General features: G+C 74.7%; 11 protein-coding genes. 6 read left to right on the top strand and 5 right to left on the bottom strand.

The window, feature by feature from the left end:
* Positions 1-157: 157 nt before the first annotated feature.
* Positions 158-1,858 carry a protein kinase domain-containing protein gene (locus tag NX801_RS06290; protein WP_258786028.1) on the bottom strand — a complete coding sequence of 567 codons (1,701 nt, stop codon included), beginning with the start codon at positions 1,856-1,858 and terminating at the stop codon, positions 158-160.
* 586 nt (positions 1,859-2,444) lie between these two features.
* On the opposite strand from NX801_RS06290, the gene NX801_RS06285 reads away from it, so the two are divergent.
* The 6 genes from NX801_RS06285 (at position 2,445) to NX801_RS06260 (ending at position 10,881) form a co-directional block, all read left to right on the top strand.
* Positions 2,445-4,115, top strand: coding sequence for a protein kinase domain-containing protein (locus NX801_RS06285; protein ID WP_258786027.1), 1,671 nt, complete (start codon positions 2,445-2,447; stop codon positions 4,113-4,115).
* A 586-nt stretch (positions 4,116-4,701) separates the two neighbouring features.
* The gene (locus NX801_RS06280) at positions 4,702-5,355 is read left to right on the top strand and encodes a hypothetical protein (protein ID WP_258786026.1); all 654 of its coding nucleotides are present in this window, start codon (positions 4,702-4,704) and stop codon (positions 5,353-5,355) included.
* 182 nt (positions 5,356-5,537) lie between these two features.
* The gene (locus NX801_RS06275; protein WP_258786024.1) at positions 5,538-6,215 is read left to right on the top strand and encodes a PadR family transcriptional regulator; all 678 of its coding nucleotides are present in this window, start codon (positions 5,538-5,540) and stop codon (positions 6,213-6,215) included.
* A gap of 390 nt (positions 6,216-6,605) precedes the next feature.
* Positions 6,606-7,322 (top strand): ABC transporter ATP-binding protein, encoded by a 717-nt coding sequence (locus NX801_RS06270; protein WP_258786022.1) that lies wholly within the window; start codon positions 6,606-6,608, stop codon positions 7,320-7,322.
* Positions 7,319-10,186 carry an ABC transporter permease gene (locus NX801_RS06265; RefSeq protein WP_258786021.1) on the top strand — a complete coding sequence of 956 codons (2,868 nt, stop codon included), beginning with the start codon at positions 7,319-7,321 and terminating at the stop codon, positions 10,184-10,186. The genes NX801_RS06270 and NX801_RS06265 overlap by 4 nt, the downstream gene beginning before the upstream one ends.
* Before the next feature lie 143 nt (positions 10,187-10,329).
* Positions 10,330-10,881, top strand: a complete 552-nt coding sequence (locus NX801_RS06260; protein ID WP_309505790.1) for a bacterial proteasome activator family protein — start codon at positions 10,330-10,332, stop codon at positions 10,879-10,881.
* A gap of 252 nt (positions 10,882-11,133) precedes the next feature.
* Here NX801_RS06260 and NX801_RS06255 read toward each other — a convergent pair whose 3' ends face one another.
* The 4 genes from NX801_RS06255 to NX801_RS06240 all read right to left on the bottom strand — a co-directional run bounded on the left by NX801_RS06255 (position 11,134) and on the right by NX801_RS06240 (position 15,860).
* Positions 11,134-12,114, bottom strand: coding sequence for an NAD(P)H-quinone oxidoreductase (locus NX801_RS06255; protein WP_258786020.1), 981 nt, complete (start codon positions 12,112-12,114; stop codon positions 11,134-11,136).
* A 226-nt stretch (positions 12,115-12,340) separates the two neighbouring features.
* The gene (locus NX801_RS06250) at positions 12,341-13,399 is read right to left on the bottom strand and encodes a potassium channel family protein (protein WP_258786123.1); all 1,059 of its coding nucleotides are present in this window, start codon (positions 13,397-13,399) and stop codon (positions 12,341-12,343) included.
* A gap of 20 nt (positions 13,400-13,419) precedes the next feature.
* A complete protein-coding gene (locus tag NX801_RS06245; RefSeq protein ID WP_258786019.1) occupies positions 13,420-14,922 on the bottom strand; it encodes a molybdopterin molybdotransferase MoeA in 1,503 nt (500 codons plus the stop codon).
* Positions 14,919-15,860 (bottom strand): molybdenum cofactor guanylyltransferase, encoded by a 942-nt coding sequence (locus NX801_RS06240; RefSeq protein WP_258786018.1) that lies wholly within the window; start codon positions 15,858-15,860, stop codon positions 14,919-14,921. The genes NX801_RS06245 and NX801_RS06240 overlap by 4 nt, the downstream gene beginning before the upstream one ends.
* Between the last annotated feature and the right edge of the window lie 476 nt (positions 15,861-16,336).

Here is a 16,336-nt window from a genome sequence, read left to right as displayed (position 1 = left end):
GGGGCCGGGGGCTCGGGGCCCGGACGGCCGTGGGGCCGGGGGCCCGGGACCGGAGGGCCGTGGGGCCCGGGGGCCCGGAAGCTCGGGACCCGGACGGCCGTGGGGCCGGTACGGACCTCTCCGTACCGACCCCACGGGACTGCCGAACGAGCCGGGCTCAGGTGCCGGTTCCGGTGCCCTCGGTCTCCGCGCCCTGGCTGGTGTTGCCCTGATTGCCGGTGCCCTGGCTGGTCCCGGTGCTGGCCTGACCGCCGTCCCCGGTGCCCTGGCTGGTGCCGGTGCTGGTCTGACCGCCGTCCCCGGTGCCGTCCGTGGTGTTCCCCTCGGTCGTCCCCTGGCTGGTCCCGGTGCTGGTGTTGCCGCCGTCCCCGGTGTTCCCGTCGGTGGTGTTCCCGCCGTCCCCGGTGCCGTCCGTGGTGTTGCCGTCCGTGGTGTTGCCGGAGGACGAGGAGGAGCCCTCGGACGCGGACGGGGAGGGGGACCAGGACCGCGAGGGCCAGTCGTGGGAGGGCTTGGGGTCCCAGCCGCCGTTGCCGCCGCCGTCCGAGCCGTCCCCCTCGTCGCCGGTCCCCTCGGACTTCGACTCCGACGGCGAGGGCGACGGGGAGGAGCTGCCCGACGAGGAGGGCGAGGGCGAGACGGAGGTCTTGTTCTTGTCCGGCGTCTTGGCGGTGTCGCCCACATTGCCGAAGGCGTACATCGTGCCGCCCAGGATGGCGACCAGGGCCAGCGCGACGAAGAGCCAGAGCTTCCGGCCGCCGCCGGACGCGCCGCGCCCGCCGTCGTAGGTGTACGCGCCGTCGTCCGGGTTGAGCGGGGGCAGTATCGGGCCCTGCGAGGTGTCGCCGTGCATCGGGTGACCCATGGCCGTGGTGGCCGCGACGCCGCCGACCGGGGTGTGCGCGCCCTCGTGCACCGCCACCGGGCCGGTGTTCCAGATGCCCGTGTGGCCGCCCTGCTGCTGGAGCATCTGGAGGCCGTACTGGACCAGCCCGCGCATCTCCTCGGCGCTCTGGAACCGGTCGTCCGGGTCCTTGGCGAGGGCGCGCATGGCCAGCCCGTCCAGCTCCGGCGGGGCCACGTCGGCCACCTGGGACGGCGGCACCGGGATGTCCTGGACATGCTGGTAGACCACGGAGAGCGGGGTCTCACCGGTGAACGGGGGCCGCAGCGCCAGCAGCTCGTAGAGCAGGCAGCCGGTGGCGTACAGGTCGGAGCGGTGGTCGACGGCCTTGCCGAGCGCCTGTTCCGGGGAGAGGTACTGCGGGGTGCCCATCACCATGCCGGTCTGGGTCATGGTGGACTGCGCCCCGTGCAGGGCCCGGGCGATGCCGAAGTCCATCACCTTGACGGCACCGCTGTTGGTGATGATCACATTGGCCGGTTTGATGTCCCGGTGCACGATGCCGTGCTGATGGGAGTAGGCCAGCGCCTCCAGCACACCCGAGACGATGATCAGCGCCTGCTCGGGCGGCGGCGCCTCGGCGTTGATCAGCAGGTCGCGGATGGTGCGGCCCTCGACCAGCTCCATGACGATGTACGGGACGGACCGGCCGCCCACGAGGTCCTCGCCGGAGTCGTACACCGCCACGATCGCGTGGTGGTTGAGCCCGGCCACCGACTGTGCCTCGCGGGTGAAGCGGGCCTTGGAGACCGGGTCCTCGGCGAGGTCGGGACGGAGCAGCTTCACGGCCACGGTGCGGCCGAGCCGTACGTCCTCGGCCGCGAACACCTCGGCCATGCCGCCACGGCCGAGACGGTGGGTCAGCCGGTAGCGGCCGTCACCGACCAGTCCGCCGGCGCCCCACTCCGCGGCATCCGACATCCCGCCGCCGCCTGCCTCGGATTCGGATGCCATCAGTCCTCGCCGTCGTTTCTGTGCCGCGTGCTGTGCGACGCGGGCGGTGGGCCGCCGTGTCTCGCTCCCCGGGTGCCGGTGCCTCCCGGGGGTCCTGCCGGTACTGCTCGTACTGCTTGCACTGCTCGTACTACGTGTACTGCTGCCTGCTTGTACTGCTGTGGATCCTGCTGTACTGCTGTGGATCCTGCTTCTCGGTCCTGCTGGGTACTGCCGGTGCCGCTCGGGTGCTTTCCGGGCCGGGCCCGGGGTAGCGGGGTACTACGGTGGCAGGGCCCGGAGACTCCGCCCGGTGGCCGCCCCGGAAGAGGGGCGCCGCGGGTGCGGGACCGCGCGGGACCGAGGGCCCTACGCCACGTCACGCTACAGCCTCCACGAGGCGCGCCGGTCCGAGATGGACCGGCCATCAAACCCGTCCCGCGTACACCTGTGCAAATTCCATGCGGGTCCGGTAACGCTTGCGAGACGCTTCTGGCGCGTACGGTCACGGAACGGGCGCCCGGCTTGACGTGTCCGGGCCCTCGGGCAGACTTGGCCGGGTCACGACGGAACACGCGGCCACCACGCGCGCACGGGGGAGCACGACATGAGCCAGGACGGCGCACGGGGCCGTTATGCCGGCGGTTCGGTGGCGGGCGGCCGGTATCAGTTGCGCGACCTGCTGGGCGAGGGCGGCATGGCCTCGGTCTACCTGGCGTACGACAGCGCGCTCGACCGCCAGGTGGCGATCAAGACCCTCCACACCGAGCTGGGCCGCGAGCAGTCCTTCCGGGAGCGGTTCCGCCGGGAGGCGCAGGCGGTCGCCAAGCTCCAGCACACCAATATCGTCTCGGTCTTCGACACCGGCGAGGACGACCTCGGCGGGACGCTGATGCCGTACATCGTCATGGAGTACGTGGAGGGCCGTCCGCTCGGCTCGGTGCTCCAGGAGGACATCCGGCGGTACGGGGCGATGCCCGCCGACAAGGCGCTGAGGATCACCGCCGATGTGCTGGCCGCGCTGGAGACCAGCCACGAGATGGGCCTGGTGCACCGGGACATCAAGCCGGGCAATGTGATGACCACCAAGCGCGATGTGGTCAAGGTCATGGACTTCGGCATCGCCCGCGCCATGCAGTCCGGCGTCACCTCCATGACCCAGACCGGCATGGTCGTCGGCACCCCACAGTACCTCTCGCCGGAGCAGGCGCTCGGGCGCGGGGTCGACGCCCGCTCCGACCTCTACTCGGTCGGCATCATGCTCTTCCAGCTGCTCACCGGGCGGCTGCCGTTCGACGCGGACTCGCCGCTGGCCATCGCGTACGCCCATGTGCAGGAGGCACCGGTCGCCCCGTCCTCCATCAACCGGTCGGTGACGCCCGCGATGGACGCGCTGGTGGCCCGGGCACTGAAGAAGAACCCGAACGAGCGCTTCCCGTCCGCCGCCGTCATGCGGGACGAGTGCCTGCGGCTGCTGGCCGCCGGACAGGCCGGGACGCCCGCCATCGTGCCGGGGGCCCCGGCCACCAACAGCGGTGCGGGAGTGGGCTCGGCCGTCTTCCCGCCGCTGGACGCAGCCGCCCCGGCCCCCGCACCGGGCGCGGTCCGGACCCCGTACCAGCCGGGACCGCCGCCGGCGCACGGTTCCGGGGGACATGCCGGGGGACATGGTGCCGTGGCTCCGGCCGCCGGCCCGTACGGCCCGCCGACCCCGGCTCCCACCCCGGGCTACGGCTATCCGCAGCCGGGTTACCCGCCGCCGGGGCCCGCCCCGTACCAGACCGCTCCGCAGCCGGTGCCCGCCGCCGGGCCGGGGACCACGAACCGGCGCAACACCCCGCTCCTGGTCGGCGCCCTGGTGGTGGCGCTGCTGGTGGTCGGGGGCGTGGTGACGGCGGTGGCCATGAACCGCGACGACGACACGACCGCCACCCGCGCGGGCGGTGGGGCGAGCGGTTCGGCGGCGCCGGCGCCGGCGACGGGCGAGCACAAGCCGCCGGAGCGGAACCGCACGATCGACCCCGAGAAGTGCAGCGACGCGAGCGAGGACACCAACGACCCCGCGAAGGTACGGGCGCCGAGCTTCATCTACAAGGACGTCCTCTCGGTGAAGAGCTGCATCCAGGCGGCGGGCTGGCAGTTCAAGATCAAGGAAGTCGACGACCCGCTGTACGCCGAGGACCAGGTGATCGCCCAGTTCCCGACGGAGAGCACCGCCGTGGTCCCGGGCAACCAGACCTTCGAGCTGACCGTGGCCACGGGCGACCCGGGACAGTAGCCGGAACGGCCGCTCCCGGTGCCCGCACCGGGACATTCCGCGCCCGCCGGTGGCCGCCGCCGGCCGGGGCGCCCGGTGAGCAGTGCTGCCGCTGGCGGCCGGGGCGCCCGGTGCCGCGCCGGGGCAGCCGTACCCGCCGGTGGTCGCCGCCGGCCGGGAGCCGGCCGGTGGCCCCGCCGTCGGCCGGGAGCCGGCCGGTGCCAGCGCCTGGATGGCCGGACCCGCCGGTGGTCTCCGTCGCCGGAGCCGACCGGTGGACGGGCCGGTCCTCGTCGCCGGAGCCGGTGCCCGAGCCGTCGACGGACGGGCCGGGCCTCGTCGTCGCCGGAGCCGGCCGGTGGACGGACCGGTCCTCGTCGCCGGAACGGCCCGCCCTCGTCGCCGGAGCGGTCCTCGTCGCCGGAGCGGTCGGCGGGTAACCCCTGCGGGTGGCCCTGGGGGCGTCCGGGATGCCGGAGGGGTCCGGCCGTGTGACGCTGAGTCCGTCGTCGCGGCCGGCAGCCGCCATGACGACTGCTCACCCCAGCGGCTCGGCACGGGAGGGGGTCACCCGGTGACTCCAGGACTCGGCTCACGGTGCGCGGTGGTGTGCGCCTCCCTCCTGTTCGCCGTGGCGGCCGCCCCGCCCCCCGGGTACGCCGACGGGGAGGGGGGCGCCACCGAACCGGCCGTCAGTCCCAGCGGGCCCGCGCCCGCGACCCCCGCACCCGACGAGGGCGGGGCCGCCGCTCCGGAGGCCGGCCAGGGGCTCGGTGCGCCCGGTCCCGCCGAGGAGGCGGACCCCGACGCGGGACTGCGGCCGGCCGTGCCCGCGCCGGAGCCGTCGCCGACCGGTTCGCCCTCCGCCCACGGACCCGCGCGCCCGGTGCCCTCGCCCTCGCTGGCCGGGCGCCCCGCCGGGGAAGGGCGGGAGCGGCCGGGACGGTCTCCCGAGCCCTCGCTGAGCGCCTCGGCGGAGGACGTGGAGCAGGACGCCGCCGACCCGGTACGTACCAGAACGGCGACAGAGCACCAACGCCGCCGCCACGGTCACGACTGGGAGCGGGCCGCCCCCCGGCAGGAGGCTCGGACGGCCGCCGACCCGCAGGGCACCCCGCCGGAGGGGGCGTACGAACCGGCGGCCGCCCGGGCCGCCGAGAGCGCCGTGGAGCGTCAGATTCCGGTGCTCACGCTGGGAGTCGGCTTCTCGATGATGGGCCTCGGGCTCGGCTTCCTGGGCCTGCGGATGCGCCGCCGCTGACGCCGCCCGCTCGTCGTCCCGCTGCCCCCGCCCTCCGCCTTCGCCTCGTTCTCGCCCCCGTTTCCGTCCCGCTCTCCCCCGTTCTTGCCTGCTCTCTCCCTGGTCCTCCTCCTTGAGACGGACCCCCGGGGTCCCTCCGGAGTGGGTTGTGGCGACGGACATACTCGGTATACATACTGAGTATGTCGATCCGTCACGGGCTGCTCGCCCTTCTTGAACCGGGCCCGCGTTACGGTTCTCAGCTCCGCTCGGAGTTCGAGTCGCGTACCGGTTCCACCTGGCCGCTCAATGTGGGGCAGGTGTACACCACCCTCAGCCGGCTGGAACGCGACGGGCTGGTCGCGCAGAGCGGCGAGGACGGAGCCGGACACGTCCTCTACACGATCACCGAGGCCGGCCGTGCCGAGCTGCGGACCTGGTTCGGGCGGCCGGTGGACCGCACCAGCCCGGCCCGCGACGAGCTGGCCATCAAACTGGCGATGGCGGTCGGGACCCCGGGCGTCGACATCCGCGAGGTCATCCAGTCCCAGCGGCGCCACACCGTCCGGGCGATGCAGGACTACACCCGGCTCAAGGCCCGGGCCCTCACCGCCCTGGAGACCGGCGCCGCGCACGAGCGCGACGACGTGGCCTGGCTGCTGGTGCTGGAGCAGCTGATCTTCCAGACCGAGGCCGAGGCCCGCTGGCTCGACCACTGCGAGGCCCGGCTGATCAGGCTCGCCACCACGGCCGCCGCCCGGCCCGCCGCGGTGACCCCGCCGACCCCGCCGCCCGCCGACCCCACGGCCGCCGCGTCCGACCCTCCGGCGGCCGGCGCCGGCGTCCCGGGGCCGCATCCCTCGGGCCGCCCCGTCGGGTAGGCCACCGGCCCGCTCGCGCCGCCGAGCCGGGCGCCGCCGACCCCGGGGGCCCTGCCGAACCGGGCGCCGCACCTCCCGGCCACCGCGCCCGGCTGCCGCGCCCTGCGGGCTCCGTACCTCCGCGCTCCACACCCCACACATGACGGCCGCGCGATCCCCGCTCGCGCGTTCGCTTCCGTACATCCGCTCATCGCCCCGCCGGCCGTGCCCGAGCACCGTGCCGGTGGTGCGTCCCACATGTGTCCCAGAGGGGGGCCGACTCCCATGTCATCGTTCGCTTCGTCGTCACCGCAATCACCGCAGTCACCGCAGTCGTCACCGTCATCCCACTCATCGCTGTCTCCGGCGTCATCGCCGTCCGCGGCCTCGTCGCCGTCGTCCCGGGAGCCCGTGCTCAGGCTCCAGCAGCTGACCCGGGTGCACGGCACCGGCGCCACCGAGGTGCACGCCCTGCGCGGGATCGACCTCGACGTGTTCCCGGGCGAGCTGGTCGCCGTGATGGGCCCGTCCGGCTCCGGCAAGTCCACGCTGCTCACCATCGCCGGCGGTCTGGACTCCCCCACCTCCGGCCGGGTGATCGTCGAGAACACCGACATCACCACCGCCGACCGCAAGACCCTGGCCGCGTTGCGCCGCCGCAGCATCGGCTATGTCTTCCAGGACTACAACCTGGTCCCGGCGCTCACCGCCGCCGAGAACGTGGCCCTCCCCCGGGAACTGGACGGCGTCTCCGCCCGCAAGGCGCGCGGTGAGGCCGTCGCCGCGCTGGAGGAGATGAACCTCGGTCACCTGGCCGACCGGTTCCCGGACGAGATGTCCGGCGGCCAGCAGCAGCGGGTGGCCATCGCCCGGGCGCTGGTCGGCGACCGGCGGCTGGTGCTGGCCGACGAGCCGACCGGCGCCCTGGACTCCGAGACCGGCGAGTCGGTGCTCTCGCTGCTGCGCGCCCGGTGCGACGCGGGTGCCGCCGGAGTGCTGGTGACCCATGAGCCCCGGTTCGCCGCCTGGGCCGACCGGGTCGTCTTCCTGCGGGACGGCGCCGTGGTCGACCAGACCGTACGGAGCCACGCCGACTCCCTTCTCTCCGGGCAGGCGGCAGAGCGGTGACGAACTGGTTCCACTCCTGGCGCGCGGCGGTGCGCATAGCCCGCCGGGACGCCTGGCGCTTCAAGGGGCGCAGCTTCCTGGTCCTGGCGATGATCGCCCTGCCGATCCTGGGAGTCAGTGCCCTCGATGTGACCCTGCGCAGCGCCGAGCTGTCCACCACGGAGAAGCTCAGCCGCTCGCTGGGCGCCGCCGACGCCCGGCTCTCCGACCCGGAGTACGGCGGTGTCGCGATCGAGCAGAAGCCGGACGGGGAGGACTACCGGCCGGTCGGGGACTATGACAACAAGCCGTACCCGGACGGCCCCGGCGATGTGTCCAAGGGCTTCCCGGCAGGTGCCACCGTACTGACGGACTCCCTCGGTACCGCCAAGCTCCGCACCACCCATGGGCTGCTCCAGGGCGAGATCCGTGAGCTGAAGGCGACCGATCCGCTCGCCGCAGGCCTGCTCACCCCGGTCGAGGGCCGTCTCCCCCAGAAGGCCGACGAGGTCGCCGCGACCACGCACTTCCTGGAGGCCAGCGGGCTGGAGGTCGGCTCCGCCCTGGCGGCCCGGGGGCTCGACCGCGAGTACCGGATCGTCGGCTCCTACGAACTGCCCGGCGACCTGAAGGCCAATCAGGTCAACGCTCTGCCCGGGGCATTGCTCAAGCCGCTCGGGGAGGCGCTCGACAAGGCCGGGATGACCGGCGTCGACACGGACACCACTTATCTCGTGGGACTGAAGGACGGCGGCGCGGCCGGTTTCACGTGGAACATGGTGAAGGAGACCAACGCCAAGGGAGTGCGGGTCGAGTCGCGCGCGGTCATCCTGGACCCGCCCGCCGACGCCGATGTCCCGCTCTACCAGCGCCCCGACTACCAGCGCTGGGAATCGGACGGCCCCCTCGGCAAGGAAATGCTCGCGATCCTGGCCACCATCGTCGGCCTGGCGATGCTGGAGATCTGTCTGCTGGCCGGCCCCGCCTTCGCCGTGGGCGCCCGTCGCTCCCGCCGGCAGCTGGGGCTGGTCGGCGCCAACGGCGGTGACCGGCGGCACATCCGGGCCATCGTGCTGGCCGGTGGCCTGGTCATCGGTACCGCCGCGGCGGTGACCGGCACGGTGCTGGGCATCGGCCTCACCCGCGCCCTTCAGCCGGTGCTGGAGGAGACGATGGGCAAGCGGTTCGGCGCCTTCGAGATCCGGCCGCTGGAACTGCTCGGCATCGCCCTGCTGGCCGTGGTCACCGGGCTGCTCGCCGCCATCGTGCCCGCCGTCACCGCCTCCCGGCAGACCGTGCTCGCGTCGCTCACCGGCCGCCGGGGGGTGCGCGCCGCCAGCCGGGTGCTGCCGGCGATCGGTCTGGTCGTCGTCGCGGCCGGCGCCGCCATCGCCCTGGCCGGCTCCCTCTACACGACCCAGCCGACGATCGTCGCGGCCGGCAGCGCCCTCGCCGAGCTGGGCGTGGTCGCGCTGACTCCGGCACTCGTGGGCCTCTTCGGCCGGACCGGCCGCTGGCTGCCGCTCTCACCCCGCCTGGCGCTGCGGGACTCGGTGCGCAACCGGGGACGTACGGCTCCGGCCGTGGCCGCCGTGCTCGCCGCCGTCGCCGGTTCGGTCGCCGTCGCCACCTACGCGGCGAGCGACGAGGCCGGTCAGCGGGCGGGCTACGAGGCGAAGCTGCCCTACGGGGTCGGCTCGGTGATGGTCCGCGAGGGCGGCGGGCGGGATGTCTCCGCGGTGCGCGACGCGGTGCAGCGGGATCTCTCGGTCGCCGTGCGCGCCGATGTGGACCGGATCCTGGTGGGCAGGGAGAGCTGCGCCCTGTGGGACAGCAAGGAGGGTTGCGGACGGCACGAGATCGTCATCCCGAAGGCCAATGAGTGTCCGCTCTACGTGGACACCCCCGACGGCTCCGACCCGGCCGAGAAGTTCACGGTGGCGGAACGCCGCAAGCTGGGCCAGGACTGGCGGTGCAAGACCAACGACACCGAGCGCGTGTTCACCAGTGAGAGCGGTCTGGTGATCGGTGACGCCAAGCTGCTGACGGTGCTCGGCATCAAGGACCCCGGGGCCGCCCGGGCGCTGGCCGACGGCAAGGTGGTGTCCTTCGAGAAGCCCCAGCGGGACAAGGACGGCACCATCGCCATCCGGCTGATCACCGACCAGGAAGCGGCCGACAACGCGCAGGCGGCAGGCAAGGAGGTCCCGGGCGAGATCAAGAAGCTCGCTGCCTACCAGGTGCCCGACGGGGTCCAGGGCTGGGGCCTGGCCGGCATCATCTCCCCGGCGACGGCCAGGACGGCCGGGCTGGCCACGGCTCCGCTCGGCTCCTTCTTCACCACCGACAAGCCGGTGGACAGCGAGCAGCGCCAGCGTCTGGACGGCGACCTCGACCGCACCGCCGCCGGAGCGGACCTGCACATCGAGGAGGGCTTCGTCGGGGAGAGCAATATCGTGCTCCTCTCGCTGACGATCTTCGCCGGTCTGATCACCATCGGCGCGGCGGGAATCGCCACCGGGCTCGCCCAGGCCGACGCGGAGGCCGATCTCAAGACGCTGGCCGCCGTCGGTGCCCCGCCCCGGGTGCGCCGGACGCTGAGCGGGTTCCAGTGCGGGGTGGTCGCCGCGATGGGCGTGGTGCTCGGCTCGGCGGCGGGGGTACTGCCCGCGATCGGGCTGCGGCTCAGCGAGGCCCGCCAGGCGACCGCCGACTACGAGAAGTCGCTCGACCAGGGCTTCGTACCCGATGTCCCGCACATCCCGATCACGGTCCCCTGGGAGACCCTGGGCACCCTGCTGATCCTGGTGCCGCTGGGCGCCGCGCTCCTCGCCGCCCTGGTCACCCGCTCGCGCGGGGCACTGGCCCGCCGCGAGGCGGCCTGACGGACGAGTGGGCCCCCCGCCCGGCGGCTCCGGCGAATCCGCCGGGGCCGTACCGGGGTGGCCGCTGGTGCCCCCGGAGCCGGTGGCCGGCCGGCTCCGGGGGCACGCCCCTGGGTGGCGAACCGGTGCGAGAGAATGGCGGCATGGAGATGCCGAGGAATGAACGGTCGCAGGAGAGCCCCCAGGTCCTCGTGGTGGGACAGGACGGCATGGCGCTCGGTGGCGGCGGTGCGGGGGACGGCGATGCCGAGGCGCGCGAGATCCCGGTGACCGAGATGGTCGAGCAGCCCGCCAAGGTCATGCGGATCGGCAGCATGATCAAGCAGCTGCTGGAGGAAGTGCGGGCGGCTCCGCTGGACGAGGCCAGCCGGGTGCGGCTCAAGGAGATCCACGCCGGCTCGGTGAAGGAGCTGGAGGACGGTCTCGCTCCCGAACTGGTCGAGGAGCTGGAGCGGCTCTCCCTCCCCTTCACCGACGAGGCCATCCCCTCCGAGGCTGAACTGAGGATCGCGCAGGCGCAGTTGGTCGGCTGGCTGGAGGGCCTGTTCCACGGCATCCAGACGGCCCTGTTCGCCCAGCAGATGGCCGCCCGAGCCCAGCTGGAGCAGATGCGCCGGGCCCTGCCGCCCGGCCTTCCGCACGAGGACGACCACGGGCACGGCCAGGGCCCCGTCCGCTCGGGTCCGTACCTGTAGCGGGGCTCGTCCGTACCGGGGCCGGCATCCGTACGGCCGGGGCGCGTGTTGGGATCGCGTCCGACTGCCTCGGTCCGCTGCCGTCATCCGTACGGGCGGGCAGCGGGCCCGGTCCGTCCCGAGCCGTGTCCGTCGCGGCGCGCGGCGGACACGGCGACACACACGGTGCGGGCGAGTGTCCTCCGGGGCACCCGCCCGCACCGTTCGCCGTTCCGCGGCCGGGGTCGCCCCCGGCACCCAGAGCCGGCCGGATCAGCCGGTGGTGAGCAGGATCTTGCCGATGTGGCCGCTCGCCTCCATCGTCCGGTGCGCCTCGGGCGCCTCGGCCATCGGGAAGGTCCGGTCCACCACCGGCCGCACGGTGCCCGCGGCGATCAGCGGCCAGACGTGCTCGCGCACCGCCGCGACGATGGTCGCCTTCTCGGCCGGGGGCCGGGCCCGGAGCGAGGTGGCCGTGATCGCGGCCCGCTTGGCGAGCAGGGCGCCGAGGTTCAGTTCGCCCTTGTTGCCGCCCTGGAGCCCGATGATCGCGAGCCGGCCGTTGGCCGCGAGCGCCCGTACGTTCCGGTCCAGGTACTTGGCGCCGATGATGTCGAGGATGACGTCCGCGCCCGCCCCGTCGGTCGCCTCCCGCAGCTCCGCCACGAAGTCCTGCTCGCGGTAGTCGATCAGGATGTCCGCGCCCAGCTCGGCACAGCGGGCCAGCTTCTCGGGTCCGCCGGCCGTCACCGCCACCCGGGCGCCGACCGCCTTGCCCAGCTGGACGGCCATGGTGCCGATACCGCTGGAACCGCCGTGCACCAGCAGCGTCTCACCGGGACGGAGTCCGGCGGTCAGGAAGACGTTGGACCACACCGTGGCGGTGACCTCGGGGAGCGTGGCCGCCGTCACCAGGTCCAGGCCCTCCGGCACCGGCAGCAGCTGCCCGGTCGGCACCGCGACCTTCTCCGCGTAACCGCCGCCCGCCAACAGGGCGCACACCTCGTCGCCGACGGCCCAGCCGGAGACCCCGGCGCCCAGCGCCGTGATCCGGCCGGAGCACTCCAGGCCGGGATAGGGGGAGGCGCCGGGCGGTGGGTCGTAGAACCCCTGCCGCTGGAGTACATCGGCACGGTTGACGGCGCCCGCCGCCACCTCCACGAGCACTTCGCCCTCGCCGGGCACGGGGTCGGGTACCTCGGCCCATACGAGCGCCTCGGGACCGCCGGGTTCCGGAATCGTGATCGCATGCATGCCCGCGAGGCTACTCCCGCCCCGCCGGGCACCCGGGGCACCGGGCCGCCCGAACGCCGGACGCGCCCAAGTGCCCGGGCCTGCCGGCCGCCGGGCCCGGACCGGGTACTGACCGCCGGGCCCCTCGGACGGGCCGGGTATCGGTTGCCGGGTTGCCGGAGGACCGGGCACCCGGTCCATGGCTCGTTCCGCCGGCCCCCTCCGGCCCCTTCCGGTGGGCCCGGCCCTACTCCCCGGACAGCCCCGGCCCGGCCACCGGGCGGGCCCGGACGATGGTGATCACCCGGTCGGTCAGCTGGAGCGGACTGGCCGCGGGGTCGTCGTAACCGAGCAGCCGGTGGCCGCGCACCACGCTGACCACCAGATCGTCGGTCTCCCGCACGTTCTTGCCGACCTCGGCCTTTATCACCGGCCGTTCGATCAGATCGAGGCCGCTGCCCTGCTGGATCAGGTCCTCCATGACCGTGCCCGCGCTGGGGCTGAGCACCGAGAGACCGAGCAGCCGCCCGGCGGCGCTGGCGCTGGTGATCACGGCATCGGCGCCGGACTGCCGCAGCAGCGGGGCGTTCTCCTCCTCGCGGACCGCCGCCACGATCTTGGCGCTCCGGTTGAGCTGCCGGGCGGTCAGGGTGACCAGTACGGCGGTGTCGTCCCGCTGGGTGGCGATGACGATCTGCCGGGCCTTCTGGAGCTCGGCCCGGAGCAGCACATCGCTTCGGGTGGCGTCGCCCAGCACCCCGGTGAAGCCGTCCGCGTTGGCCGCGTCGATGGCCTTGCTGCTCGGATCGACGATGACGATCCGCTCCTTGGTCAACCCGGTGGCGCAGAGCGTCTGGATCGCGGAACGGCCCTTCGTACCGAAGCCGATGACGACGGTGTGGTCACGCAAGGTGGACCTCCAGCGGTTCAGCCGCCACTCCTCCCGGGTCCGCTCGGTGAGAACCTCAAGAGTGGTGCCGACCAGAATGATCAGGAAAAGCACCCGCAACGGCGTGATCAGCAGGATGTTCATCAACCGGGCCGAGTCACTGTACGGGACGATGTCGCCGTAACCCGTGGTGGAGAGGGTCACGGTGGCGTAGTAGAAGGCGTCGAGGACATCCACCCGGTCGTCCGCGTTGTCGTGGTAGCCCTCCCGGTCCAGCGCCACGATCATCGCCGTGAGCACCAGCACGAACAGCGCCATCAGCAGCCGCTTGGCCACCTGCCGGAGCGGGCGCTCGACGATCCGGCGCGGCAGCTTGATGCGGCTGGCGACCAGATGTTCGTCGGCGTTGCGGGCCATCGCGTCATGGCCGGGAAGTTTCACGTGAAACACCCTTCGGTGGGGCCCGACCAGGGCAGGGCGAGAATCTCCAGTGGCTCGCCCGCGCGGGCGCCATCGATCGGGACGACGGCGAGCCCGTCGGCGGCGGCGACCCCGCGCAGCATCGCGGGCCCCCGGAACCGCAGCGGCTCGGCCCATCCGGAGCGCCGGACGACCGGCACCAGCCGGACGTCGTACGGATGCCCCGGCAGTTCCTCCCGGACCGGCAGCCAGTACGGCTCCGGGGCCGGCCGGCCGGTGAGGGCCCGCAGCAGCGGGGCGGCGAGGGTGAGCAGCCCGGAGACGGCCGCCAGCGGGTTGCCCGGCAGCCCCACCAGGTGACGGTCCGGCGCGAGCCGGGCGAGCAGCATGGGGTGGCCGGGGCGCGCCTTCACCCCGTCCACCAACGGTTCGGCCCCGGCCCGGTCCAGCACCGAGTGGAGGTGGTCGACCGGCCCCGCTGCGGTGCCCCCGGTGGTGAGGACCAGTTCGGCCTCGGCGCCCGTGATCGCCGCCCGGAGGGCGTCCGCGTCGTCCGTCACCCGGCGCACGGCGGTGACCTCCGCCCCCAGCGCGCGCAGCCAGGGGGCGAGCATGGGGCCGAGCGCGTCCCGGACCAGTCCGTCGTGCGGAAGCCCCTCGGTGAGCAGCTCGTCGCCCAGCACCAGCACCGCCACCCGGGGGCGCGCGGCCACGGTCAGCTCGTCGTACCCGGCCGCCGCCGCGAGCCCCAGCACGGCGGGCGTCACCTCGGCCGTGGCGGGCAGCAGCCGGTCGCCGGTACGGCACTCCTGGCCGCGCGGCCGGATGTCCTGGCCGTGCACCACCGGCCGCCGGGCGTACAGCCGGCCGGCCGCGTCGGCGCGGGCGTGCTCACCGCGGATCACGGCGGTGGCGTCCGGCGGTACCCGGGCGCCGGTGGCGATGCGCACCGCCTCGCCGTCCGGCAGGGCCTCCCGGGCGGCGTGCCCGGCGAGCACGGCGGTGTCCTCGTGGATCGTCCAGGGCCCGGGTCCGGCGACCGCCCAGCCGTCCATGGCGGAGGTGTCGAACGGGGGCAGATCGGTGAGCGCGGTCAGCGGCTCCGCCAGGGTGTGCCCCAGCGCCTCGGTGAGCGGAAGGCGCAGGGTGCGCGGGGGCCGTGCCGCCCGGGCCCGGTGCCCGGCCCGCTCGGCGGTGGCCCGGGCGGCCTCCCAGGCGGTGGCCCGGTGCTCCCCTGACCGGCCGGCGGGCGTGGCCGGGGGCGCCGGGTGGTCGCCGGCGGCCGCCCCGGCCCGGGTCGGGGTGTACCGGGCCCGGTCGTCCTCGTCCCCGGGGGCGGCGCCGACCGGATCTTCGGAGCGGTGCGCCTGGTGGCCGGCCGGGCCGGAGTGCCCGCCGGTCCCGGCCCGGGCGCCGCCGGACCGGGCGTGGGGCGGCGGCCCGAGCAGGGCGAGCGCCTCGTCGAAGCCGTCGGTGCTGTCGGGGCCGTAGGGGCCGGGAGCGGGATCCTGGCCGGTCATGCCGGACCGCCACCCGGGCGGCCCGGACCGTCGCCGGGGCCACCGGGCCGGCCGTCACCGGTACCGTCGGGGCGGCCGCCGTCCGCCGTCCCGCCGCCGTCCGCCGTCTCATCGGCCCAGCGCCGAGCCAGGGCGACGGCCTTCCGGGTGGCTTCCGCGACCGCCTCGGGCCCGTCGCCGCTCGCCCGCCCCGCCGCGTACCCGACCAGGAAGGTGGTCAGCGGCGCGGCCGGCCGGGCCACCCCGTGGGCGGCGTCCCGGGCCAGGTCGAGCAGTCCGGTGGTGTCGACGTCCAGCTCGATGCCGAGCTCGTCCTTGACCGCGGTGATCCATTCATCCAGCACATGCCCATGCTCCCTGATGCGCGCACGGGCGTTCGCCAGGTCCTCCCAGGTGTCGCAGTCGAAGGTGGCCGCCGGATCCAGCCCCGTCCGCGCCACCGCCAGCTCCGCCACCAGCAGCCGCAGCGGCAGCCCGGCGAGCGCCCCGTACTCGGTGGCCAGCAGGGCGAGTTCACGCCGGAGCGGCTCGGTGCGGTACACCGCCACCAGGGGCTGGTCCCGGCCCCCGGGGTCGACCGAGAGCACCGCCTCGGCGTCCCCCGCCGCGGCCAGTGCCTCCGTCAGCCGCCGTACCGAGGAGGCCGTGAGGAACGGCAGATCACCGCCGAGCACCACGACCGCGTCCGCCTCGACCTGCCGTACCCCGGCGGCCAGCGCGGGGAGCGGCCCGCCGCCGGGCGGCTCCTCACGGGCCCAGCGCACCGGGTGGGCCGTGGGCCGCCGGGCGCCCACCACCACGGTGCGGCCGGCGGCACGGCACGCCCCCAGCACGCGGTCGAGGAGGACGCGCCCGCCCACGCTCAGCCCTGGCTTGTCCGCTCCGCCCAGCCGCTTGGCGGCACCCCCGGCGAGCACGACGACGTCGAAACGGGTCACCCCACCAGTATGGTGCGCCGCCCACCCCACCCCCCGGGCACCCCCGCACCGCCCGGGCACTCCGCCGAGCCGCCCCCGCGAGCCCCGCCCGGCCCCCCGGCCGGCGGAACTCCCGCCCCGCGAGAGGCAGGCGGCCCGGCAGCCACCCGGGCCGGGCCGGCAGCCACCCGGCCCGAAGCGCATCGTCCGGCGGGCAGCCCCAGGCCGTCCCCGCCGCTCGCCGGTAACGAGTCGCCGGCCGCCGATGGCGCGCTGCCGACGGCACGGCACGGACATCCGCCGCCGCACGCCAACCGGCCCCGGCGGCGGGCCCGTCGACCCGTCCCGGTCCCCGGAGCCGCCGTCCGGCGAAGGGCCGGCGGGCCACCGGGCCCGTGGGCCCCGTAACGAAAGAGCCCGGCCAGTGGCCCGGCGGGCCCGAGCGGCCGCCGGCCGACCAGTCGGCGGACCGGCGGGCCCCCACCGCGAAGCCGTTC

The organism is Streptomyces pyxinae (assembly GCF_024756275.1).
Lineage (GTDB): Bacteria > Actinomycetota > Actinomycetes > Streptomycetales > Streptomycetaceae > Streptomyces > Streptomyces pyxinae.
The sequence above is the reverse complement of the archived record's forward strand: the minus strand, read 5'-3'. Positions and strand labels throughout refer to the sequence as shown.

Excerpts from the sequence above, each read along its gene's own strand:
- NX801_RS06245 (WP_258786019.1), bottom strand. The coding sequence starts at position 14,922 with ATGACCGGCCAGGATCCCGCTCCCGGCCCCTACGGCCCCGACAGCACC.
- NX801_RS06255 (WP_258786020.1), bottom strand. The coding sequence starts at position 12,114 with ATGCATGCGATCACGATTCCGGAACCCGGCGGTCCCGAGGCGCTCGTA.
- NX801_RS06275 (WP_258786024.1), top strand. The coding sequence starts at position 5,538 with ATGTCGATCCGTCACGGGCTGCTCGCCCTTCTTGAACCGGGCCCGCGT.
- NX801_RS06285 (WP_258786027.1), top strand. The coding sequence starts at position 2,445 with ATGAGCCAGGACGGCGCACGGGGCCGTTATGCCGGCGGTTCGGTGGCG.
- NX801_RS06290 (WP_258786028.1), bottom strand. The coding sequence starts at position 1,858 with ATGGCATCCGAATCCGAGGCAGGCGGCGGCGGGATGTCGGATGCCGCG.
- NX801_RS06250 (WP_258786123.1), bottom strand. The coding sequence starts at position 13,399 with ATGGCCCGCAACGCCGACGAACATCTGGTCGCCAGCCGCATCAAGCTG.
- NX801_RS06260 (WP_309505790.1), top strand. The coding sequence starts at position 10,330 with ATGGAGATGCCGAGGAATGAACGGTCGCAGGAGAGCCCCCAGGTCCTC.